Below are 20,786 nucleotides of genomic sequence, written 5' to 3' on the forward strand. Positions count from 1 at the left end.
GCATCAGGGGAACGGGCGCGTGCCGGAAATCGAGAAGCGCATTTTTGTCGAGGAGAAGGACCTGGTCGCCGAGAAGGGCGACTGGGAGGCGCGAAAGCTCTCGCCGGACGCGCGCGGCTGGACGTCCTACTGCTTCTTCCTGCCCGGCGAGCTGCGCGAAGTCGTCGAACGCGAGATTCGCACCAAGATCAACAAGACCTATATCCAGGCCGTGGCGGCCGAAAATCCGCCCGGCGTGTGGGTTCGCGGCGCGCGATTCGAGCTGGAGGCGGCGCTGGCCGTCCTCAGTTCGGCGAAAGCGGCGGGCCAGCCCTGAAAATGGGACGAGAAGACGGTGCAACCGGTCGCGGGCGCTCAATTCCAGGCGGGTTGCGACGCTGTTTTCCGCGCTGCCCTATACAGATTTGACGCGACTTGATCGATACTCGGCCAAAGCGGAGGAGTTGATTTGCCAGAATCGAATATCCCTAGTGAGACGCCGATGCAGGCACGAGAGCCTCGGCTCCTCGGCGTCGCGGGATCGTCGCGATCGGGCCTGATCCCTCCGCTGTCAGCGGCGCGCTGGCTGCTCATCCTGATTGCCGTCGCGGGAATCTACTTCTTTCACAGTTTCCTCGTCCCCGTTTTAGCCGCTCTGGTGATCGGCTTTGCCAGCTGGCCGATCTATCGCCGCATCGTCGAATTCGTCGGCGGCAACCGCACGGCGGCCGCGACGCTCGCGATCGTGCTGTTCACCTGTTTCCTGATCGTGCCGATCGCCTTCGCGGCCGCCTACGCCGTCGAGGAAGTCCGGCAATTGCTGGCCTGGGCGATCCAGACCAACCGGTTCGGGGCGGACGTGCCGGTGTGGATGTCGTCGCTGCCGGGCGTCGGCGAATGGCTGTCGGTACGCTGGGCCGAATATGTCGGCCGGCCGGGCGCCATCGGCGAGATGATCTATGCGGTGAGCGGCGCCAATATCGGCAATATCTACCGCGCCGTGCTCGCGGCGGGCGGCGGCCTGTTCGGCCTGCTGCTCACGCTGGTCTTCATGCTGATCACGCTGTTCTTCGTCTATCGCGACGGCGAACTGTTCGTGTCGAAGATCGACCTGCTCGGGGAGCGCATCGTTCCCATGCGCTGGGAGCGGATTTCCCGCGTCGTGCCGGCGACAATCAGCTCCACCGTCACCGGCATGACGCTGATCGCGATCGGCGAGGGCATCGTGCTCGGCGTCGCCTACTGGATCGCCGGCGCGCCGTCGCCGGTGACGCTCGGCGTGCTGACCGGCATGATGGCGCTGATCCCCGGCGGCGCGCCGCTGTCCATGACGCTGGTCTCGCTCTATCTCGTCGCCAGCGGATCGATTTTCGCGGGCGTCGCCCTGTTCATCTGGGGCACGGTCGAGCTCTTCATCGTCGACAAGACGCTCCGCCCGAAGCTCGTCGGCGGACCGATCAAGCTGCCCTTCCTGCCGACCATCTTCGGTCTCGTCGGCGGCGTGAAGACGCTGGGTTTCCTCGGCCTGTTCATCGGTCCCGTGCTGATGGCGCTGATCGTCGCGATCTGGCGGGAGTGGATCCGCGACATCGAGGCCACGGATCCGCCGAAGGTCGGCGACATCGCGATCCCCGTGCACCCGGAGACGACGGGCGTCCTGGTTCGCACCGACATCCCGGCCGAACAGGGCGTCATCGCCGACGAGCCGCCCGCCCGCCACGAAGAGACGGCGCGGATCGCCTGACATTTCTCCGCGCGACGCGTCGCCTCGCGCGGAGAGCCGGATCCATCAGATCCGCGTGACACGCAGCCGGAGCGCGTTGACGATGACGCTGAAAGACGACAGCGCCATCGCCGCCGCCGCGAGGATCGGCGACAGCAGAAGACCCGTGACTGGATAGAGCAGGCCGGCGGCGATCGGTATGCCGGCCGCGTTGTAGACGAAGGCGAAGAACAGGTTCTGGCGGATATTGCCCATCACCGCCTGGCTGAGCTTGCGCGCCTGAACGATGCCGAGCAGATCCCCGCGCAACAGGGTCACGCCCGCGCTTTCCATCGCCACGTCCGTACCCGTGCCCATGGCGATACCGACATCGGCGGCAGCGAGCGCCGGCGCGTCATTGACCCCGTCGCCGGCCATGGCGACGACCTTTCCGTCGACCCGGAACGCCGCGACGATGTTCCCCTTGTCCTCCGGCAGCACCTCGGCCTTCACCTCGTCGATGCCGAGCTCCCGCGCCACGGCGTCTGCGGTCGTCCGGTTGTCGCCCGTCAGCATGACGATGCGGATGCCGGCCTCGTGCAGCGAGCGGATCGCTTCCTGCGTCGTCGCCTTGATTGGGTCGGCGATCGCGAGGACGCCGGCGGCGCGGCCGTCAATGGCGGCGAGGATCGCCGTCGCGCCGCCGCCGCGAAGTTGATCGGCCTTGGCCTCGATCGCGGAGACATCGACACCCAGCTCGGCCAGATAGCGCGCATTGCCGAGGGCAAGCGTATGTCCGCCGACCTTGCCGACCACGCCCTTGCCGGTGGGAGAATCGAAGTCTTCGACCGGATCCAGCCGCAGGCCGCGTTCCTGCGCGGCGGCGACGATCGCAGCGGCGAGGGGATGCTCGCTCGCCTGCTCCAGGCTGGCGGCAAGACGCAGCAGATCATCCTCGGAAAGACCGGAAACCGGCCGGACCGCCGTCACGCGCGGCTTGCCCTCGGTCAGCGTGCCGGTCTTGTCGACGACGAGCACGTCGACCTTCTCCATGCGCTCCAGCGCCTCGGCATTCTTGATCAGCACGCCGGCGCGGGCGCCGCGGCCGACACCGACCATGATCGACATCGGCGTCGCCAGGCCGAGGGCGCAGGGGCAGGCGATGATCAGCACGCTCACCGCCGCGATCAGGCCATAGGCCATGGCGGGGCTCGGCCCCCAGATCGCCCAGGCGACGAAGGCGGCGAGCGCGATCAGGACGACGATCGGCACGAACCAGGACGAGACCTGATCGGCCAGTCGCTGGATCGGCGCGCGCGAGCGCTGCGCCTTCGCCACCATCTGGACGATCTGGGCCAGCATGGTATCGGCGCCGACCTTCTCGGCCCGCATCACGAACGAACCCTGGCCGTTCAGCGTGCCGCCGATCACCTTGGCGCCCACGGCCTTGGCGACGGCGAGCGGCTCGCCCGTCACCATGGATTCGTCGACGTTGGAGCGGCCGTCCAGCACCTCGCCGTCGAGCGGAACCTTGTCGCCGGGGCGGACCCGCAGCCGGTCGCCGACCTGGACATGGCCGAGGTCGATATCCGCCTCGCTGCCGTCCTCGGCGATGCGCCGGGCCGTCGCCGGGGCCAGGTTCAGCAGCGCCTTGATGGCGCCCGACGTCTGCTCGCGCGCTCTCAGTTCCAGGACCTGGCCGAGCAGCACGAGCACTGTGATTACCGCCGCCGCCTCGAAATAGACCGCCACCGAGCCGTCATGGCTCTGGAATTCCGGCGGGAACAGTCCGGGCGCCAGCGTCGCGATGATGCTGTAGAGCCAGGCGATACCGGTTCCCATGGCGATCAGCGTGAACATGTTGAGCGACCGGTTGACCAGCGAGTTCCAGCCGCGAACGAAGAACGGCCAGCCGGCCCAGAGCACGACCGGGGTCGCCAGCACCAGCTGGATCCAGCTCGAGGTCCGGCCGCCGACGAGGTGGCCGATATCGACGAGATGGCCGCCCATTTCGAGCAGGAAGACGGGAACGGCCAGCGCGAGGCCGACCCAGAACCGTCGCGTCATGTCGCGCAGTTCCTCGCTCGGTCCTTCGTCGCCGGTTGCGATCAGCGGCTCCAGCGCCATGCCGCAGATCGGGCAGCTTCCGGGGCCGACCTGCCGGATCTCCGGATGCATAGGGCAGGTGAAGATCGTGCCCTCCGGCGCATCCGAGGCGGGCGCCGGCGCGGCGTCATGGGCGTATTGATCGGGCGCAGCCTGAAACTTCGTCCGGCAGGATTCGGAACAGAAGAAGTAGTCCTTGGCGTGGTAGTGGACCCGCTGCTTGGTCTCCCGGGGATCGACGGACATGCCGCAGACCGGATCCTTCACCGTATCATGCGCCGCCGAATCCGGCGCGTTTGCGGCGTCGCCGTGCCGCCCGTGCGAATGGGTCGAGGCATGGTCATGCCCATGGTGGTGACCAGGTTCAGCCTGCCTGGTTTCTGTATCCGCGACCATGACGACAGCCTCCGATTGAAAATTACAACGTGACCGTAGGGCTTCCCACTATGGGAAGGTCAAGCTGCCGTTTCGGCGCAGCTCTGAAAATCAGGCGGAACAGGCGATTTCCGCGTAGCATGTGGGCATCTTTTGGCGCCCGGTACCTTCATTCGGGCCGTCGACACCACGCGGCGAGGGACAATCGATGGGAACGAGCGAGAGCGAGGGCGGGACGCTGGAAGGCGAAATCGGCATCCTGCAGCGCCGCAGGATCGAGGCGGCGATCATCGCGCCGATCTATGCCGGCATGGTGCGCGAAATCGGCGAGGCCAAGGCGCAGGCGATCCTCGACGCCGCGATCAGCCAGGCTGCCATCGACGCCGGACGCGGCTTCGCGGAACGGACGGAAGGCGGCACGAGCCTGAAGACCTTCCAGGAGCTGCAGGCGCTCTGGACGCAGGACGACGCGCTCGAGATCGAGGTGCTGCGGGCGAGCGAGACGCATTTCGACTACAACGTCCGCCGCTGCCGCTATGCCGAGACCTATCGCGAGATGGGCCTCGGTCCGATCGGGCATCTCCTGTCCTGCAACCGGGACGGCGTCTTCTGCCAGGGCTATGACCCGAGGATCACCCTGAAGCGCACGCAGACCCTGATGGAGGGCGCCGAGCATTGCGACTTCCGCTACAGCTTCGATGCGGAGGCCGCCAAGACCTAGGGACGTTGTCTGCTCCCCGCCGACATCACTTCAGCAGACGGGCGGGCCGCAGCCCGCGCAGGCTGTTGCCGACGAACCAGCGTTCGGCGCGACGAAGATCCTCGAGACGGAGCGGGTGCTCGATCGCCCCGCCGCTCTCGATCAGGCTCTGGCGCAGGATGCCCGGCAGCAGGCCGTCACGGACGGGGGGCGTCAGCAGCAGGCCGCCCCGCTCGACGAAGATGTTGCTCCGCGTCGCCTCCGTCACGAAGCCCGAACGGTTCAGCAGGATCGCCTCGTCCGCGCCGAGCCCGGTCGCCTCGGTGAAGGCCGCCTCGTAGAGGCCGCGCCGCGTCGTCTTGTGGCGCAGGAAGGGATCGCCGGCATCGGCGCGCAGGCTCGCGACCGCGACCACCACGGGCCGGTCGGGCTCGGCGGCGAGGCGAGGGGCCACGAGGTCGAGATCGCCGTTCCGGTGAAGCTCCAGCCGGACGCGGTGGGAAGCGTCGCCCGACAGGGAAGGGACGAGTGCTTGGAGCCGCGCCTGCGTCGCTGCGCGATCGAAGGCGAAGCCGAGCGCTTGCGCCGAACGTGCGAGACGGTCGAGATGCAGCGCCAGCCGGGCGAAGCCCGTCTCTTGCGACCAGAGCAGCGTTTCGATCAGCCCGTAGTCTTCGGCAAGATCGGTCAGCACGCGGGCCTTCAACAGGCACTCCGCATATTCGGAATCGGCCCGCGAATCCGCGACGATGCCGCCGCCGACGCCGTAGCGGCCGGAGCCGTCCGGATAGACCGCTGCCGTGCGGATGGCGACGTTCAAGCGGAGATCGCCATTCGGCCGGATCACGCCGATCGAGCCAGTGTAGACATCGCGCGGTTCCGCCTCGAGCTCGCGGATGATCTCCATGGCGCGGAGTTTCGGGGCCCCTGTGATCGAGCCGCAGGGAAACACTGCCCGCATCAACTCGCCGAGCGACGTGCCGGGCACCAGCTTTGACGTGATTGTCGAGGTCAGCGTGTGCAGGGTCGGATAGGTCTCGACCTTGAAGAGCTCCGGCACCTCGACCGAGCCGATCTCGCTGATCCTGCCGATATCGTTGCGCAAGAGGTCGACGATCATCAGGTTCTCGGCGCGCTGCTTCGGATCGTTGCGCAGCTCTTCCTTGGCCGCCTCGTCGGCTTCGGCGTTCTCGCCCCGCGTGACCGTGCCCTTCATCGGACGCGTGGTGACGACGCCGTCCGCGACGTCGAGGAACAGTTCCGGCGACACCGAGAGGATCGACGTCCCCTCGAAGGCGATCATGCCGCCATGCGACACCGGCTGGCCGGAGCGGAGCGCGGCATAGAGAGCGAGCGGGTCGCCGTCAAAACGGAAATCGACGGGAAAGGTCAGGTTGATCTGATAGGCGTCGCCGTCGCGCAGATAGTCCAGGATGCGCCCGACCTGTGCGGCATGTGCGGGCTCGTCGAGGCGGGGAAGGACCGCCGTCAGCGGGGCGGGCGGCGGCGAGGCGCCGAACACCTCGTCCAGATCGCCCGGCGCCAGCCGGATCGGCTCGCGGAACAGGCCGAACCAGAGCAGCGGCAGCGAGCGACCTTCGGGCAGGGCAGGGACGAGCCTCTCCTGCAGGACATAGCCGAGCTCGTAGCTGGCGAAGCCGGCGGCGTGCAGTCCGCTCGCAAGGCCGCGCTCGATCCGTTCGAACGCCGCTTCGACGTCGTCGCCGCGATCGCAGCGGACGATCTCCACCGGATCGACAAAGAGCTCCGCCGTCGCCGGCACGGCCAAACGGTCCTCGACCAGGACGAAAGGAGCGGTCAGCTTGGCTCGGATCGAGGACGGCATCGGGCGCGAATTCCTGGCTGGCATGGCGGTGTCGCGGGCAAGCGCGACGGCGTCTGGATAGCCCGATGCGGGCGGGGCGGAAAGCGGATGTTCCGACTGGAGCGTTTTCGAGCGAAGTGGGTACCCGTTCGCGTCAAGAAAACGCGACCAAACAAAGAACTGCCGGCATCCGCCTCGCTTTCGCGTCCATTCGACGGTCGATCCGCCCGCCGGCATGCGAGACCTAGCCGTCAGATTCGCGAAACCGGTAGCCAACGCCCGTCTCGGTGCGGAGATAGATCGGCTGCTCGGGATTGGCTTCGATCTTCTGGCGGAGCTGCCGGATATAGACGCGCAGCTGCTGCACGTCATAGGCCGCGCCCCAGACCTCCTGCATGAGGAAGCGGTGCGTCAGCACCTTGCCCGCATGCTGCACCAGCACCCGCAGGATGTCGTATTCCTTCGGCGAGAGCTTCACTTCCTCGTCGCGCAGCCGGACGATGCGCCGCACGAGGTCGACCGAGAGATCGCCGACCCGGAAGACCGGCTTTTCGCCCTGCACCTGCAGCCGATGCCGCAAAGCGACGCGGATGCGGGCGATCAGCTCGTTCATGCCGAACGGCTTTGACACATAGTCATCGGCGCCCGCCTCCAGCGCCTGCACGATGCCGGCCTCGTCCGTGCGGCTCGACAATACGAGGATGGGCACCGACGCGCCCGCCGCCTGCCAGTGCCGCAGCAAGTCCTGCCCGGACATGTCCGGGAGGCCGAGGTCGAGGATGATCAGATCCGGCTCCGCCGACGCCGCCAGTTGCATGGCCGCGCCGCCGTCCGGCGCCTCGATGACGGCATAGCCCTGCGTGCCCAGCCCGGCCTTCAAGAGCCGCCGGATCGGCGGCTCGTCGTCGACGACGAGGATCTTGATGGCGGCGGCGGTCATAGCGGCTCCTCGACGGTTTCCGCCTGCGGCGGCACCGGCATTTCGATGGTGAAGATCGCGCCGGAGCGGTCCGTCCGGTTGGTCGCCGAGATCGTGCCGCCCATCGCCTCGACGAACCCGCGCGCGATCGAAAGGCCGAGCCCCGTGCCGGCGCGGACATGATCGCCCTTCTGGACCCGATAGAACTTTCCGAAGATCCGGTCGAGGTCGTTGCCGGGAACGCCCTTGCCCTCGTCGAGCAGGCGGATGGTCATCCACTCCGTGCCGGCGACCGCCTCGAGCCGGATCTCGCTGCCCGCCGGTGCGTATTTGGTGGCGTTGTCGATGAGGTTGAACAGAACCTGTTCGAACAGCACCGGGTCGACCTTCAGCATAGGAAGATCCGGTGCGATGGCGACGGCGAGGCGATGCTCGCGCAGGATCTTCGCCGCCCGGCGCAGCACGCTGCCGATGATCTCGTCGACGTCGTGCAGGGCGAAGAGCGGTTCGATCGCTCCGGATTCTAGCCGGGTCATATCGAGGAGGTTGGCGATGAAGCGGTTGAGCCGCTCCGATTCATCCTGGATGGTCTGGAGCAGCTCATCCTTGGTCGCCGCGTCGAGCCCCCCGCCGAAATCGCGAAGCGTTCCGGCGGCGCCGAGAATGCCGGCGAGCGGCGTCTTCAGATCGTGCGAAATGGAGGTCAGCAGGGCCGAGCGCAGCCGGTCCGTCTCGGCGGTCATGCGGGCCCGGTCGACATCCTCGACGAGATAGACGCGCTCGATCGCGAGCGCCGCCTGATCGGCCAGCGCATCGAGCAGCCGGCGCTGGTCCGGCGTCAGGATCGGGCCGGTGCGATCGTCGGAGCTGATGCCGACGGCGCCAATCGCGCCCCGGCCGGTTTTCAGCGGCAGGAACAGCCATTTTCCGCCGGGCAGCGTGTCGGAGCCGCGCCCCGCCGGCTGGTCGTGCTCGAACGCCCATTTGGCCGCCGCGACATCGGCGGCGTCCACCATGTCCTCCGGCGGATAGCCGGCGCGCACCGAGAACTGGTCCTCGGCCCCGAGGAGGATGACGACCTTGACCTTCAGCATCGAGGCGACCTGGAAGACGGTCGCCCACAGCACGTCGTCGATCGCGCCGACGCCGGCGAGCTTGCGGCTGAAGGAATAGAGCTGCTCGGTCGTGCGGGCACGGCTCCGCGCCGTGATCGCCTGCGCCCGCACCCGCGCCGCAAGGTTGGAGACGATGACGGTCACGGCGGCGAAGATCACCAGCGCCGCGACATTGGTCGGATCGGCGATGGTGAGGGTGTAGGTCGGCGGCAGGAAGAAGAAATTGTAGCTGAGCGACGCGGCGGCCGTCGCGACGAGCGCGGGAAGCAGGCCGAAGCGGCCGGCCACCGCGATGATCGCCAGCAGGAAGACGAGATCGACATTCTCGATGCCGACGAAGGGCTGGATCAGCTTGTTGAAGCCGAGGGCTGCGGCAATAGCCGCGAGCGCGACGACATAGGGAAGCGGCGTGCCGGCCTGACTGCCCCCCGCGCCGGTCCTTGTCGCGGCGGATTTCGATGGCTGCGGCGCGGTCTCGCCGGCGATGACGTGGACGCTGATCGCGCCCGATCGGCGGACCAGGTCATGGACGACGGAGCCGTGCAGCATCTCGAACCAGCGCGAGCGCTCCGACTTGCCGATGATGATGTGGTTGACGTTGCGGGTCCGGGCATGGGCGAGGACATCCTCCGCGATGCCCCGGTCGCCGCCGGGCAAGGTCGTCGCCTCGCCGCCGAGATGCTCGGCAAGCCGCAGCGCCTCGGCAATCCGGTCCTGTTCGGCCTCGGATAGCTGCTGGCTGCGGGCGGTCTCGACATAGAGCGCCTCGAACGAGGCGCGCAGCCTGTCCGCGAGCCGCTTGGCGTAGCGCACCAGCGCCAGCGCGCGCGGATCCTCGCTGACGCAGACCAGCACCCGCTCGCCCGCCGCCCAAGGCCCGGCGATGGCGTGGCTCTGCATGTGGCTGAGCAGCTGCTCGTCGACCCGCTGCGCCGTGCGACGGAGCGCCAGTTCGCGTAACGCCGTCAAATTGCCGGGCTGGAAGAAGTGGTCGACCGCGCGCTTCGCCGTGGTCGGAAGATAGACCTTGCCTTCGTGCAGCCGGTTGATGAGGTCGGCCGGCGACAGGTCCACGACCTCGATGTCGTCGGCGCCGTCGAGGACGGAGTCCGGCACCGTCTCGCGCACCCGGACGCGGGTGATCTGCGCGACCACGTCGTTGAGGCTCTCCACATGCTGGATGTTCAGCGTCGTATAGACGTCGATGCCGGCGTCGAGCAGTTCCTCGACATCCATGTAGCGCTTCGGATGCCGGCTTTCGGGCGCGTTGGTATGCGCGAGCTCGTCGACCAGCACCAGCTGCGGGCGCCGCGCCAGGACGGCGTCGAGGTCCATCTCCTCCAGGCTCTGGCCACGATGCGCGATCTTCCGTTTCGGAATCAGCTCGAAGCCGGTGACCAGCGCCTCGGTCTCGGCGCGGCCATGCGTCTCGACAACAGCGATGACGACGTCGACGCCGGCGCGCGCCCTCGCATGGCCGGATTGCAGCATCTCATAGGTCTTGCCGACGCCGGGCGCCGCGCCGAGGAAGATCTTCAGCCGGCCGCGCCCCTCGCGATGCGCCGCTTCCAGCAGCGCATCCGGCGAGGGCCTCGCGTCATCCCGGTTCTGCAGGTCGTTCATTCGCTGTCGCTCGAAACGGCTCGGGGCGGATCCGAAGATCCGCCCGGCCCATTGTGAAGACCCGGACCGCGCCCGCGAACTGCAGCGGGGGCTGTCCGAATTCCTGCGGAGATGATCAGTTCGCCGTCGCCGCGTCGAGAGCCAAGTTGAGCTTCAGGACGTTGACGCGGGGCTCGCCGATCAGCCCGAACAGCCGATCCTCCGTGCCGTCGTTGACCAGCGCGGCGACTTTCGTCTCCGGCAGGTTGCGTGCCTTGGCGATGCGCGGCACCTGGAAATTCGCAGCCTCCGGCGTGATGTCCGGATCGAGGCCGCTGCCGGTCGTCGTCACGAGGTCCATCGGGACCGGGGCGTTCGGGTTCTCCACCTTGAGCGCCGCCGCATCGGTCTTGATGCGATCGATCAGGGCCGGATTGGTCGGGCCGAGATTGGAGCCCATCGAATTCACGGCATTGTAGGGCTGGGGGACTGACTTCGACGGATCGTTCGGATCGGTGCCGGTCGTCGCCGACGGCCGGCCGTGGAAGTAGCGGTCGCTGGTGAAGGACTGCCCGATCAGTGCGGAGCCGACGACCTTGCCGTCCCTCGTGATCAGGCTGCCATTGGCCTGGCTCGGGAAGATCAGCTGCGAGACCTGGGTCATGGCGAGCGGATAGGCGAGGCCGAGGATGACGGTCATTCCGATCATCATCACGAGGGCGGGACGGATTTGCTTCAGCATGATGCGTATCCTCAGGCGAGGCCGAGCGCGGTGACGATCACGTCGATCGCCTTGATGCCGATGAAGGGCACCACGATACCGCCAAGGCCATAGATAAGAAGGTTGCGACGGAGCAGGGCAGCGGCGCCCACGGCGTGATAGCGGACGCCCCGGAGGGCGAGCGGGATCAGGGCGACGATGATCAGCGCGTTGAAGATGATCGCCGACAGGATGGCGCTCTGCGGCGTCGAGAGCCCCATGATGTTGAGCACGCCGAGCTGTGGGTAGAGTGCCACGAACATCGCCGGGATGATGGCGAAATACTTGGCAATGTCATTGGCGATCGAGAAGGTCGTCAGCGCGCCGCGCGTCATCAGCAACTGCTTGCCGATTTCGACGATCTCGATGAGCTTGGTTGGATCGCTGTCGAGGTCGACCATGTTGCCGGCCTCGCGGGCGGCGACCGTGCCGGTGTTCATCGCCACGCCGACGTCGGCCTGCGCCAGCGCCGGCGCATCGTTGGTGCCGTCGCCGCACATCGCGACCAGCTTGCCCTTGGCCTGCTCCTCGCGGATCAACTCGAGCTTGTTCTCCGGCGTCGCCTCGGCGAGGAAATCGTCGACACCCGCCTCGGCCGCGATTGCCGCGGCGGTCATCGGATTGTCGCCGGTGATCATCACCGTGCGGATGCCCATCCGGCGGAGCTCGGCGAAGCGCTCGCGGATGCCACCCTTGACGATGTCCTTCAGGTGCACGACGCCGAGCAGCGCGCCGTCGCGGGCAACCGCCAGCGGCGTGCCGCCGGACTTGCCGACTTCCTCGGCGATCTGCCGTACCTCGCGCAGCGTGTCCGGATCGGCCGCCAGCTTGACGGCCGCGGAGCCGATGGCAAGCGGGATGGTGTCGACATAGGCGAGGATGGAATCGACGGCGCCCTTACGGATGACCGAGCCGTCGACATCGACGCCGCTCATGCGCGTCTGCGCGGTGAAGGGCACGAAATGCGCATGCAGCGAGGCCATGTCGCGGGCGCGGATGCCGTATTTCTCCTTGGCGAGCACGACGATCGAACGGCCTTCCGGCGTCTCGTCGGCGAGCGAGGCAAGCTGCGCCGCGTCGGCGAGTTCGGCGGCGGTGACGCCGCGCACCGGCCGGAACTCGGTCGCCTGGCGATTGCCGAGCGTGATCGTGCCAGTCTTGTCGAGAAGCAGCGTATCGACGTCGCCGGCCGCCTCGACGGCGCGGCCGGACATGGCGAGCACGTTGAAGCGGACGAGCCGGTCCATGCCGGCGATGCCGATCGCCGAGAGCAGGGCACCGATCGTGGTCGGGATCAGCGTCACGAACAGCGCGACCAGCACCAGCACCGGGATGGATCCGCCGGCATAGGCGGCGAAGCTCGGGATCGTGGCGGTGGCCAGGACGAAGATCAGCGTCATGCCGGCGAGCAGGATGTTGAGGGCGATCTCGTTCGGCGTCTTCTGCCGCGTCGCGCCCTCGACCAGGCTGATCATCCGGTCGATGAAGGTGGAGCCGGCCGCCGCCGTGATGCGGATCCGCATCCAGTCGGACAGCACCTGCGTGCCGCCGGTGACGGCGGAGCGGTCGCCGCCCGACTCACGGATGACCGGGGCGGATTCACCAGTGATCGCCGCTTCGTTCACGGAGGCGACGCCCTCGATGACTTCGCCATCGGAGGGGATGATGTCGCCGCTCTCGACCAGCACGATATCGCCGACCTGCAGGCTGTTGCCCGGCACCATCTTGTAGACCGAGAGATCGGCCTCCGGGCCGGCCAGCAGCTTGGCCTGCGTCTCGGTGCGCGTGCGCCGGAGCGCCTCGGCCTGCGCCTTGCCGCGCCCCTCGGCGACGGCTTCGGCGAAGTTCGCGAACAGGACGGTGAACCAGAGCCAGAGATTGACCTGGAAAGAGAAGCCGAGCCCTTCGCGGCCCGCGACGAGATCGCGGACGAAAAGCACGGTGCTCAGCATCGTCACCACCGCGACGACGAAGATGACGGGGTTCTTGGCGAGGGTGCGCGGGTCGAGCTTCACGAAGGAAGCGCCGATCGCCGGCACGAGGATGCGAGCGTCAAACAGGCTCGCGGATTTTGCGTGGCTCATGGGAAGATCCCGATGTAACCCGGACGACCGCCGTCAGGCGGCCAGTGCCGGAAAGAGCGTGACGATGAGGTAGAGAAGACCGACCACCCCGCCGAGCGCGGCGAGCATGACGATCAGCAGATCGGAGGCGCGGCAGACTTCCGTCGTCGCCTGGACCCGGGCGCTGGCCCGGATCCTCCGTCGTTGCGGCAAGGCGTGCATGGATCAGCCTCCCGAACCGAACGTCTGGCCGTGCATCATCGCGAGATGCTCGACGATCGGCCCGACGGCGAGCGCCGGGAAGAAGGTCAGGCCGCCGATGATCAGGATCGAGCCGATCAAGAGGCCGACGAACAGGCCGCCATGGGTCGGGAACGTGCCGGCGGAAGCAGGCACCGTCTTCTTGGCGGCGAGCGAACCGGCGATCGCCATGGCAGGCAGGATCATCAGGAAGCGCCCCATCAGCATGGCGATGCCGATGGTGACATTGTACCAGTCGGTATTGCCGCTGAGGCCGCCGAACGCCGAGCCATTGTTGGCGGCGGCCGAGGTGAAGGCGTAGAGGATCTCGGAGAAGCCGTGCGGGCCGGGATTGGCGATCGACGCGACGCTCGACGGCATGACGACGGAGATCGCCGTGAAGCCGAGCATGGCGAGCGGCAGGATCAACAGCGCCAGCAGCGCCATCTTGACCTCCTTCGCCTCGATCTTCTTGCCGAGATATTCCGGCGTGCGGCCGACCATCAGTCCGGCGATGAAGATGGCGATGACGACGAAGAGCAGGATGCCGTAGAGGCCGGCGCCGACGCCGCCGATGATGATTTCGCCAAGCTGCATGTTGATCATGGGGATCATGCCGCCGAGCGCCGTGAAGCTGTCATGCATGGCGTTGACCGCGCCGCAGGAGGCGGCCGTCGTCACCACGGCGAACAGCGAGGAAAGCGCGATGCCGAAGCGGACCTCCTTGCCCTCCATGTTGCCGCCGTCAATGCCGAGGGCATGAACGAGCGGGTTGCCGGAGGCCTCGGCCCAGTAGCAGACGATCACGCCGACGACGAACAGCCCGCCCATCGCCGCGAAGATCGCCCAGCCCTGGCGCTGGTCGCCGACCATGCGGCCGAAGACATTGGTCAGCGCCGCACCGATGGCGAAGATCGCGACCATCTGGACGAGGTTGGATAGGGCCGTGGGGTTCTCGAACGGATGCGCGGCATTGGCATTGAGGAAGCCGCCGCCATTGGTGCCGAGCATCTTGATGGCGATCTGGCTGGCCATCGGACCGGCTGCCATCGTCTGCCGCGCGCCTTCCAGCGTCGTGGCCTCGAAATAGCTGCCCAGCGTCTGCGGAACGCCCTGCCAGACGAGGAACAGCGTCAGGACGATCGAAAGCGGCAGCAGGATGTAGAGGGTCGCGCGGGTGAGATCGACCCAGAAGTTGCCAACCGAGCGAGCCGAATGGCGGGCAAAGCCACGTACCAGGGCAATCGCCAGCGCGATGCCCGTCGCCGCGGAGACAAAGTTCTGCACCGCGAGGCCGGCCATCTGCACGAGATAGGACATCGTGCTTTCGCCGGAATAGTTCTGCCAGTTGGTGTTGGAGACGAAGCTCGCCGCCGTGTTGAAGGCAAGCGGCGCCGGCACGGCCGACATGCCGATCGGATTGAACGGCAGCGAAGCCTGCAGGCGCTGCAGGGCGTAGAGCAGGATGAAGCCGGCGAGGTTGAACAGCAGCATGGCGACCGCATAGGTCACCCAGTGCTGCTCCTCGCGGTCGCTCGTGCCGGCAAGGCCGTAGAGCCCGGCCTCCACCGGCCTGAGCAGGGGCGAGAGAAGCGTGCGCTCTCCCGTGAAGACGCGCGTCATGTACCCGCCGAGCGGCTTCACGAGCGCGATGACGATTACGCAGAACAGCGCAATCTGGATCCAGCCATTGATGGTCATTGTGGGTCGCTTTCCTAGAACCGCTCAGGGCGGAGCAGGGCGTAGAGAAGGTAGGCGAGCAGAAGCAACGTCACGCCGCCACCCAGCACATAGTCGAGAACCATGGTCTATCCCTTCGCGCTCAGAGACGATCGCAGGCGAACGTGTAGACGATGGAGACGAGAAAGAAGCCGATCCCCAGAGTAAGCAGGCCTATGTCGTACATTGGACTTGAACCTCTTGTCGGCGCCGCCGCGAACGGATCGGCCGGCGCCTGAAAGCCAGAGGAAACATCGGCACGTCCGCTTGGGACGCACCCCGTTCCATCACGCTGTGAGGATGGCGAGATCAGCATAGGGATTCGAGCGGGGGAGCCGTCGGCCCGTATAGGAATCTCATAGGTGCGGGAGGGGCGGTGGTGCGGGGAGGGCGGCTTCGCCCGCCGGCGCGGGCCGTTAGTGGAGCCGTTCGCGGCGGTCCCGGCGGCGAACAAGGGTCTCGACCTCGGCCGCCAGGCAGGCGATCCAGCCTTCGCACTCGGCAAGGCGTTCGCGGGAGGTCGTGTCCGGCGATCGCTTCAGCTGCTCCAGCGCCAGCTCGGCAGCCGCGAGATCCTCGCAAAGGTCGCTGAAGCTTTCGTCGCGTCGAGCCCGCTCCTCGATCGCTCGGGCCAGCTCGGGGAGAAGTCGACATGCCACGCTGACGCCTGCGCTCATCGGACAGCTCCGGGCGAGTAGGTCTCGATGCAATTTGATGGTTGAGCTGCGCAATGTGGCGTAGGTTACGGTAGGAAACATAGGTCAGGACAATTCCAGTATCGAGCTGACCGGAGGATCGGTGGTGATGGGAATTGGAACCGGGCAAGAAGCACTTTCCCGACAAGAAGCATTTACCCGACATGACGCTCCGGCAGCCGGCGTAGTTCGGGCCGCCGTCGAGCGGATCGTCCAGAGCAACGACTTCACCGTGCCGGGCAGGGCCCGGAAATTTCTTACCTATGTCGTCGACGAGACGCTGGATGGCCGGGCGGATCGCATCAAGGCCTATTCGATCGCGATCGAGGTTTTCGGCCGCAGCGTTTCCTTCGACGCCCAATCGGATCCCGTCGTGCGCATCGAGGCGGGCAGGGTCCGCCGGGCGCTGGAGCACTATTACCTGACCGCCGGACGGGACGACCCTGTCGTCATCGCGATTCCCAAGGGCGGCTATGTTCCCCGCTTCAGCTGGCAAAACGGCCATGCGCCGCTGCCCGCGATCGGGGAAGAGCCTCCGCCGGAGACCGGTTCAGCGACGCCATCCGACGTCCGAAGCGGGAACCGGGGTTGGCCGGCACTCGGGCTGATGGCCGTTCTGGCGGCGGCCCTGGCGCTGGTTCTCGCCAGGCCTGCCACCCGCGCGGCCCTGAACGACGAGGCGGCATCCGCAGCGCCGGTGGCATCCAGCGCGGCCGCGCCGGATGTTCCGCACCTGGTCGTGGTTCCCTTCGCCGATCTCTCCGGCACAGCGAGCTCCGCCTCGGTCGCGCGGGGGCTGACGGAAGAGGTGATTGGCCAGATCGCCAAGTTCAAGGAAGTCGTCGTGATGATCCCGGCCCCGGCGAGCGCACCATCGCAGGACGGCTCGGCGGCGGACAAGCCGCGCTACGCGCTGGAGGGCAGCGTCCTCATGGAAGGCCAGAAGCTCCGGCTGGTGACCCGCTTGATGAACCGTCGGGAGGGCACCGTCGTCTGGGCCGACAATTATGACGAGGACCTCGGCCGCGCCAAGATCATCGACGTCCAGGCCGGCATTGCCGGGAGGGTGGCCTCGGCCGTCGCCCAGCCCTACGGCGCCATCTACAGCACCGACGCGGTGCGGCTGACCCAAACGGCTTCGGCCAGCTGGGACGCCTATGCCTGCACCCTGGCGTACTATGCCTATCGGGCGGAGCTGAACCCGCAAAAGCACGAGGCCGTCGAGAACTGTCTGACGCGCACGACCGAGCAATTCCCGCACTTTGCGACCGCTTGGGCCCTGTTGTCGCTGACCTATCTCGACGAAATGCGCTTTCACTACGCTGTCGGCGCGGACCGTTCGCCGCCGCTCGATCGAGCCCTCGCGGCCGCCAGGCGCGCCGTCGAGCTCGATCCCGGCAATGTGCGGGGGCTGCAGGCCTACATGACGGCGCTCTTCTTCCAGAATGACGTCGACGCAGCCCTGAAGATCGGCGCCGAGGCGGTGGAGATCAATCCGAACGACACCGAGCTGGCCGGCGAGTACGGAATGCGGCTCGCCCTGTCCGGCCAATGGCAGCGCGGGCGCGAAATCCTGCTGCAGGTGCTCGACCGCAACCCCGGTCCGCTCGGCTATTTCGAGAGCGTCGTGGCGCTGTCCTACTACATGCAGGGCGATTATCCCGCCGCCGCGGAATGGATCCGCAAGGCGAACCTGGAGGCCAATCCCATCTACCATGTGATCGCGGCGGCCATCTTCGGACAGCTCGGCAAGCCCGAGCTGGCGGGTTCGCAACGCGACTGGCTTCTCGCCAAGGCGCCGGATCTCGCGGCCGAACTGCCTCAGGCGATCCGGATGCGGAACATCCCGCAGGGTGACGCCGCCCATCTGATCGAAGGGCTCCGCAAGGCCGGGCTCGCCTCTGTCGGCGAGTAGCCATTGCCCGGCGATCCGCGCCACCGGAGGGGCAGCGCCCGGCAACATCGAACCTACGCGATGCTACGGGCATCGGCGGGAACCCGCGACTAGGGTTCAGCATCGGCAGCGGGCCGATTTGGATCGGGTCCGGGCCCACCAGCAGGAGGCGGTGATGGAACAAGATCTCGAAGAGGCCGTGGAGCTGGCCGAGGACCATCCTCGCAAGACCCTGTCCGGCAAGGAATATCAAAAGCAGCTCGAGAAGCTGCAGGGTGAGCTCTGCACGCTGCAGCAATGGGTGAAGCACACCGGACAGCGCATCATCATCGTGTTCGAGGGACGCGACGCCGCCGGCAAGGGTGGAACGATCCGCGCCCTCACCGAAAGGCTGAGCCCGCGCATCGTCCGGGTCGTCGCCCTGCCGGCGCCCTCGGATCGGCAGAAGACGCAGCTCTACATCCAGCGCTACATGGAACATTTCCCGGCGGCCGGAGAGGTCATCGTCTTCGACCGGAGCTGGTACAACCGGGCCGGCGTCGAAACCGTGATGGGCTTCTGCACCAAGGAGCAGCAGAAGACCTTCCTGCGCCTCTGCCCGATGTTCGAGCGGCAGGCGATCCAGAACGGGATCACTCTGGTCAAATACTGGCTCGAAGTCGGCAACGAGGAGCAGAAGCGCCGCTTCGAGGGCCGGATCACCGATCGGCTGAAGCAATGGAAGCTCTCGCCGATGGATCTGCCGTCCCGGGAGCGCTGGTACGACTATTCGCGGGCGCGCGACCAGATGCTGGATGCGACCGATACCGAGGAGTCGCCCTGGTACATCGTTCGATCCGACGACAAGAAGCGGGCGCGCCTGAACTTGATCTCCCATCTCCTCTCGCTCATTCCCTACGAGAAGGTGCCCCTTCCCGAGGTGAAATTGCCGAAGCGCTCCAGCAAGCACGCCTATGACGACGAGCACACAATGGCGGACCGGCGCTGGATTCCCGAGCCGTTCTGAGCTTCTGGCCGGGCTCACGCACGGACGGAGTGCGCCGCGCCTCCGCGCTCGAAAGCCAAGCAGGCATCCTCGAGGCTGTCGAAGAAGTTGCTCTCGCCGATCCGCGCCAGCGTCCCCGATCGCGTGAGCAGGGAACGCGGCTCCGTATGGAGCTCGGCGATCGCGAACACGATGCCGCGCGCGGTCAGCAACGCGTGGATATCGTCGAGCATGGCCGCGGCCGTGCTGTCGATCTGGACCACGGCCCCGGCATCGAGAACGAACCAGCGCGTATCTTCGGGCAGGCCGGCAATGCGGGCTTCCAGCCGGCGCTTCACATAGTCGACGTTGAAGAAGAGCAGGCTGCCCTGGAGGAGATAGATGGCGAGCCCGGGGATCGGCCGCGCCTCCGGATGCCGGTGCAGCTTGAAGAATCCCTCGCGCCCGGGCAGGCGGCCGAGCACCGCGTCGCGTGGTGTCGCCCCCTTGACCAGCAGATACAGCAGCGTGGCGGCGACGGCGACGATGACGCCGCGGAGCACGCCGAGGCCGATCGCTCCGGACATGCCGATCAGGGCGAACAGGAACTCCATGCGGCTGGTCCGCCAGAGCTGTTTCAGCGCCTGGATATCGATCAGGCCGATGGCGGCCGAGGCGAGGATCGCGCCGAGCGCCGCCTTCGGAATGAGCTGCAGCGCGCCGGTCAGGAAGGCGACGGCGAAGGCGAGGGCGACCGCCGCGACGACACTGGCCAGCTGTGTCTTGCCGCCCATCGAGATGTTGATCGCCGTCCGGGAGTCGGAGGCGGTGACCGGAATTCCGCCGAACAGGCCGGCCGCGACGTTGGCGGCGCCGAAGCCGACGAGTTCCTTGTTGGCGTCGACGGGCTCGCCGGTCTTCGCCGCGAAGCTGCGCGCGGTCACGATGCCGGAGCCGAAACTGACCAGCAGGACAGCGCCGGCGCCGAGGATCAGGTCGCCGAAATCGACGCCGGTCGGCACCGGCAGCGCCGGCGTCGGCAACCGCGCCGGGATGGACCCGATCACGCCGACGCCATGCGAGGGAAGATCGAAGAGAACCGAGATCACCGTGGCGACCACGATGGCGACGAGCGGGCCTGGGAAGCCGGGCAGGGCGGCGGAGAAGACGCGCAGCAGGACGAAGAGGCTCACGCCCAGCGCGAGCGTCGGCACATTGATGAGCGACGCCTTGCCCGCGAGTTCGATGAGCGGCCGGAGGAGACCGTCGCTCTCGATCGAGACCCCGGTCAGGCGGCCGATCTGGCCGACGAGGATCGACAGGGCAATGCCGCTCATGAAGCCGATCAGGATCGGCCGCGACAGGAAGCTCGCGATGAAGCCGAGCCGGAGCAGGCTGGCGACGAAACAGAGCAGCCCGACACCGAGGCCAAGCGCCGCCGCTGTCGCGACATTGTCGGTCGCCGAGAGCGGCCCGAGCGACGCGAGCACGGCCGCCAAGACGATCATCGTCCCCGCATCCGGGCCGACGATGAGCTGCCTGGACGAACCGAAAAGCGCGTAGGCGAGCAGCGGAACGATGCTGGAATAGAGCCCCATCTCGGGCGGCAGGCCGGCGATCGCCGGGTAGGCGATGGCGCTCGGAAGCCCCACGGCGGCGATCGACAGGCCCGACAGGACATCGGGCCGGAGCCAGGCTCGCTTGTATCCGCGGAACTTGGCCAGGAACGACGCCGCCGCCATTGTGTGTCTCCTGGACGCAGATTGGACCCGTGGGTGGACCCGCGCAATCGCGCGCGCACGCCGAGACCGCCCCGAGCGAGCGGTCCCAGCGCGATTGTGAGCCCTCCGGCCGAGAGTTCTACGTAGATTACGGTAGGCGACGCCCTCATGGCCCCGACAACGCCTCCCGGCAACACGCTCACCGGCACCGCCACCTGCGACGGGCCCGGCGCGATCGATCGCGTCGCATAACCCGCCAGGCTACCGCCGCCCCGTTCCGCACAGCGATCGACCACCCCCGATGCTACAGGATGATACGCGCGCGGCCATTCCCGGGGCGATATTCTGAATACTTCGACGAGACAGAATTCGTTGCAGCCCCGGATAGAACAGGCGGCGTGGCTCGC

Annotated in this window: 16 protein-coding genes; 5 read left to right on the forward strand and 11 right to left on the reverse strand. The window is 67.2% G+C overall.

Going from position 1 to position 20,786, the window contains the following annotated elements; all coding sequences use genetic code 11:
* The first annotated feature begins 19 nt into the window (after positions 1-19).
* Both AC6HZP_RS13010 and AC6HZP_RS13015 read left to right on the forward strand, forming a co-directional pair.
* Positions 20-316, forward strand: a complete 297-nt coding sequence (locus AC6HZP_RS13010; RefSeq protein ID WP_201403954.1) for a hypothetical protein — start codon at positions 20-22, stop codon at positions 314-316.
* Between the two features lie 165 nt (positions 317-481).
* Entirely contained in the window at positions 482-1,723 is a 1,242-nt protein-coding gene (locus AC6HZP_RS13015; protein ID WP_497523211.1) for an AI-2E family transporter, read from the forward strand.
* A gap of 45 nt (positions 1,724-1,768) precedes the next feature.
* On the opposite strand, the gene AC6HZP_RS13020 is transcribed toward AC6HZP_RS13015, so the two are convergent.
* Complete coding sequence (locus AC6HZP_RS13020; protein ID WP_497523212.1) at positions 1,769-4,183, reverse strand: heavy metal translocating P-type ATPase; 2,415 nt, start codon at positions 4,181-4,183, stop codon at positions 1,769-1,771.
* Positions 4,184-4,370: 187 nt separating this feature from the next.
* On the opposite strand from AC6HZP_RS13020, the gene AC6HZP_RS13025 reads away from it, so the two are divergent.
* A complete protein-coding gene (locus tag AC6HZP_RS13025; protein WP_497523213.1) occupies positions 4,371-4,883 on the forward strand; it encodes an L-2-amino-thiazoline-4-carboxylic acid hydrolase in 513 nt (170 codons plus the stop codon).
* A gap of 25 nt (positions 4,884-4,908) precedes the next feature.
* Here AC6HZP_RS13025 and AC6HZP_RS13030 read toward each other — a convergent pair whose 3' ends face one another.
* The 9 genes from AC6HZP_RS13030 to AC6HZP_RS13070 all read right to left on the reverse strand — a co-directional run bounded on the left by AC6HZP_RS13030 (position 4,909) and on the right by AC6HZP_RS13070 (position 15,782).
* Complete coding sequence (locus AC6HZP_RS13030; protein WP_497523214.1) at positions 4,909-6,708, reverse strand: aminodeoxychorismate synthase component I; 1,800 nt, start codon at positions 6,706-6,708, stop codon at positions 4,909-4,911.
* Between the two features lie 223 nt (positions 6,709-6,931).
* The gene (locus AC6HZP_RS13035; RefSeq protein ID WP_201403959.1) at positions 6,932-7,627 is read right to left on the reverse strand and encodes a response regulator transcription factor; all 696 of its coding nucleotides are present in this window, start codon (positions 7,625-7,627) and stop codon (positions 6,932-6,934) included.
* Positions 7,624-10,344 carry a DUF4118 domain-containing protein gene (locus AC6HZP_RS13040; protein ID WP_497523215.1) on the reverse strand — a complete coding sequence of 907 codons (2,721 nt, stop codon included), beginning with the start codon at positions 10,342-10,344 and terminating at the stop codon, positions 7,624-7,626. Before AC6HZP_RS13040 ends, AC6HZP_RS13035 begins: the two co-directional genes overlap by 4 nt.
* Positions 10,345-10,459: 115 nt before the next feature.
* Positions 10,460-11,065 carry a K(+)-transporting ATPase subunit C gene (locus AC6HZP_RS13045; protein WP_497523216.1) on the reverse strand — a complete coding sequence of 202 codons (606 nt, stop codon included), beginning with the start codon at positions 11,063-11,065 and terminating at the stop codon, positions 10,460-10,462.
* 11 nt (positions 11,066-11,076) lie between these two features.
* Positions 11,077-13,167, reverse strand: coding sequence for a potassium-transporting ATPase subunit KdpB (kdpB, locus tag AC6HZP_RS13050; RefSeq protein WP_497523217.1), 2,091 nt, complete (start codon positions 13,165-13,167; stop codon positions 11,077-11,079).
* A gap of 33 nt (positions 13,168-13,200) precedes the next feature.
* Complete coding sequence (locus tag AC6HZP_RS13055) at positions 13,201-13,368, reverse strand: hypothetical protein (RefSeq protein WP_497523218.1); 168 nt, start codon at positions 13,366-13,368, stop codon at positions 13,201-13,203.
* Positions 13,369-13,371: 3 nt separating this feature from the next.
* Positions 13,372-15,087 carry a potassium-transporting ATPase subunit KdpA gene (gene kdpA / locus AC6HZP_RS13060; protein WP_497523219.1) on the reverse strand — a complete coding sequence of 572 codons (1,716 nt, stop codon included), beginning with the start codon at positions 15,085-15,087 and terminating at the stop codon, positions 13,372-13,374.
* 14 nt (positions 15,088-15,101) lie between these two features.
* On the reverse strand, positions 15,102-15,191 hold the full coding sequence (gene kdpF, locus AC6HZP_RS13065; protein ID WP_497523220.1) for a K(+)-transporting ATPase subunit F: 90 nt from the start codon (positions 15,189-15,191) through the stop codon (positions 15,102-15,104).
* Positions 15,192-15,521: 330 nt separating this feature from the next.
* A complete protein-coding gene (locus AC6HZP_RS13070; RefSeq protein ID WP_497523221.1) occupies positions 15,522-15,782 on the reverse strand; it encodes a hypothetical protein in 261 nt (86 codons plus the stop codon).
* 250 nt (positions 15,783-16,032) lie between these two features.
* Here AC6HZP_RS13070 and AC6HZP_RS13075 point away from each other — a divergent pair, with 250 nt between their 5' ends.
* On the forward strand, positions 16,033-17,715 hold the full coding sequence (locus AC6HZP_RS13075; RefSeq protein ID WP_497523222.1) for a hypothetical protein: 1,683 nt from the start codon (positions 16,033-16,035) through the stop codon (positions 17,713-17,715).
* A gap of 154 nt (positions 17,716-17,869) precedes the next feature.
* On the forward strand, positions 17,870-18,700 hold the full coding sequence (gene ppk2, locus AC6HZP_RS13080) for a polyphosphate kinase 2 (RefSeq protein ID WP_497523223.1): 831 nt from the start codon (positions 17,870-17,872) through the stop codon (positions 18,698-18,700).
* 14 nt (positions 18,701-18,714) lie between these two features.
* On the opposite strand, the gene AC6HZP_RS13085 is transcribed toward ppk2, so the two are convergent.
* Complete coding sequence (locus AC6HZP_RS13085; RefSeq protein WP_497523224.1) at positions 18,715-20,400, reverse strand: SulP family inorganic anion transporter; 1,686 nt, start codon at positions 20,398-20,400, stop codon at positions 18,715-18,717.
* Between the last annotated feature and the right edge of the window lie 386 nt (positions 20,401-20,786).

This window comes from Kaistia sp. SLG-1, from assembly GCF_059699055.1.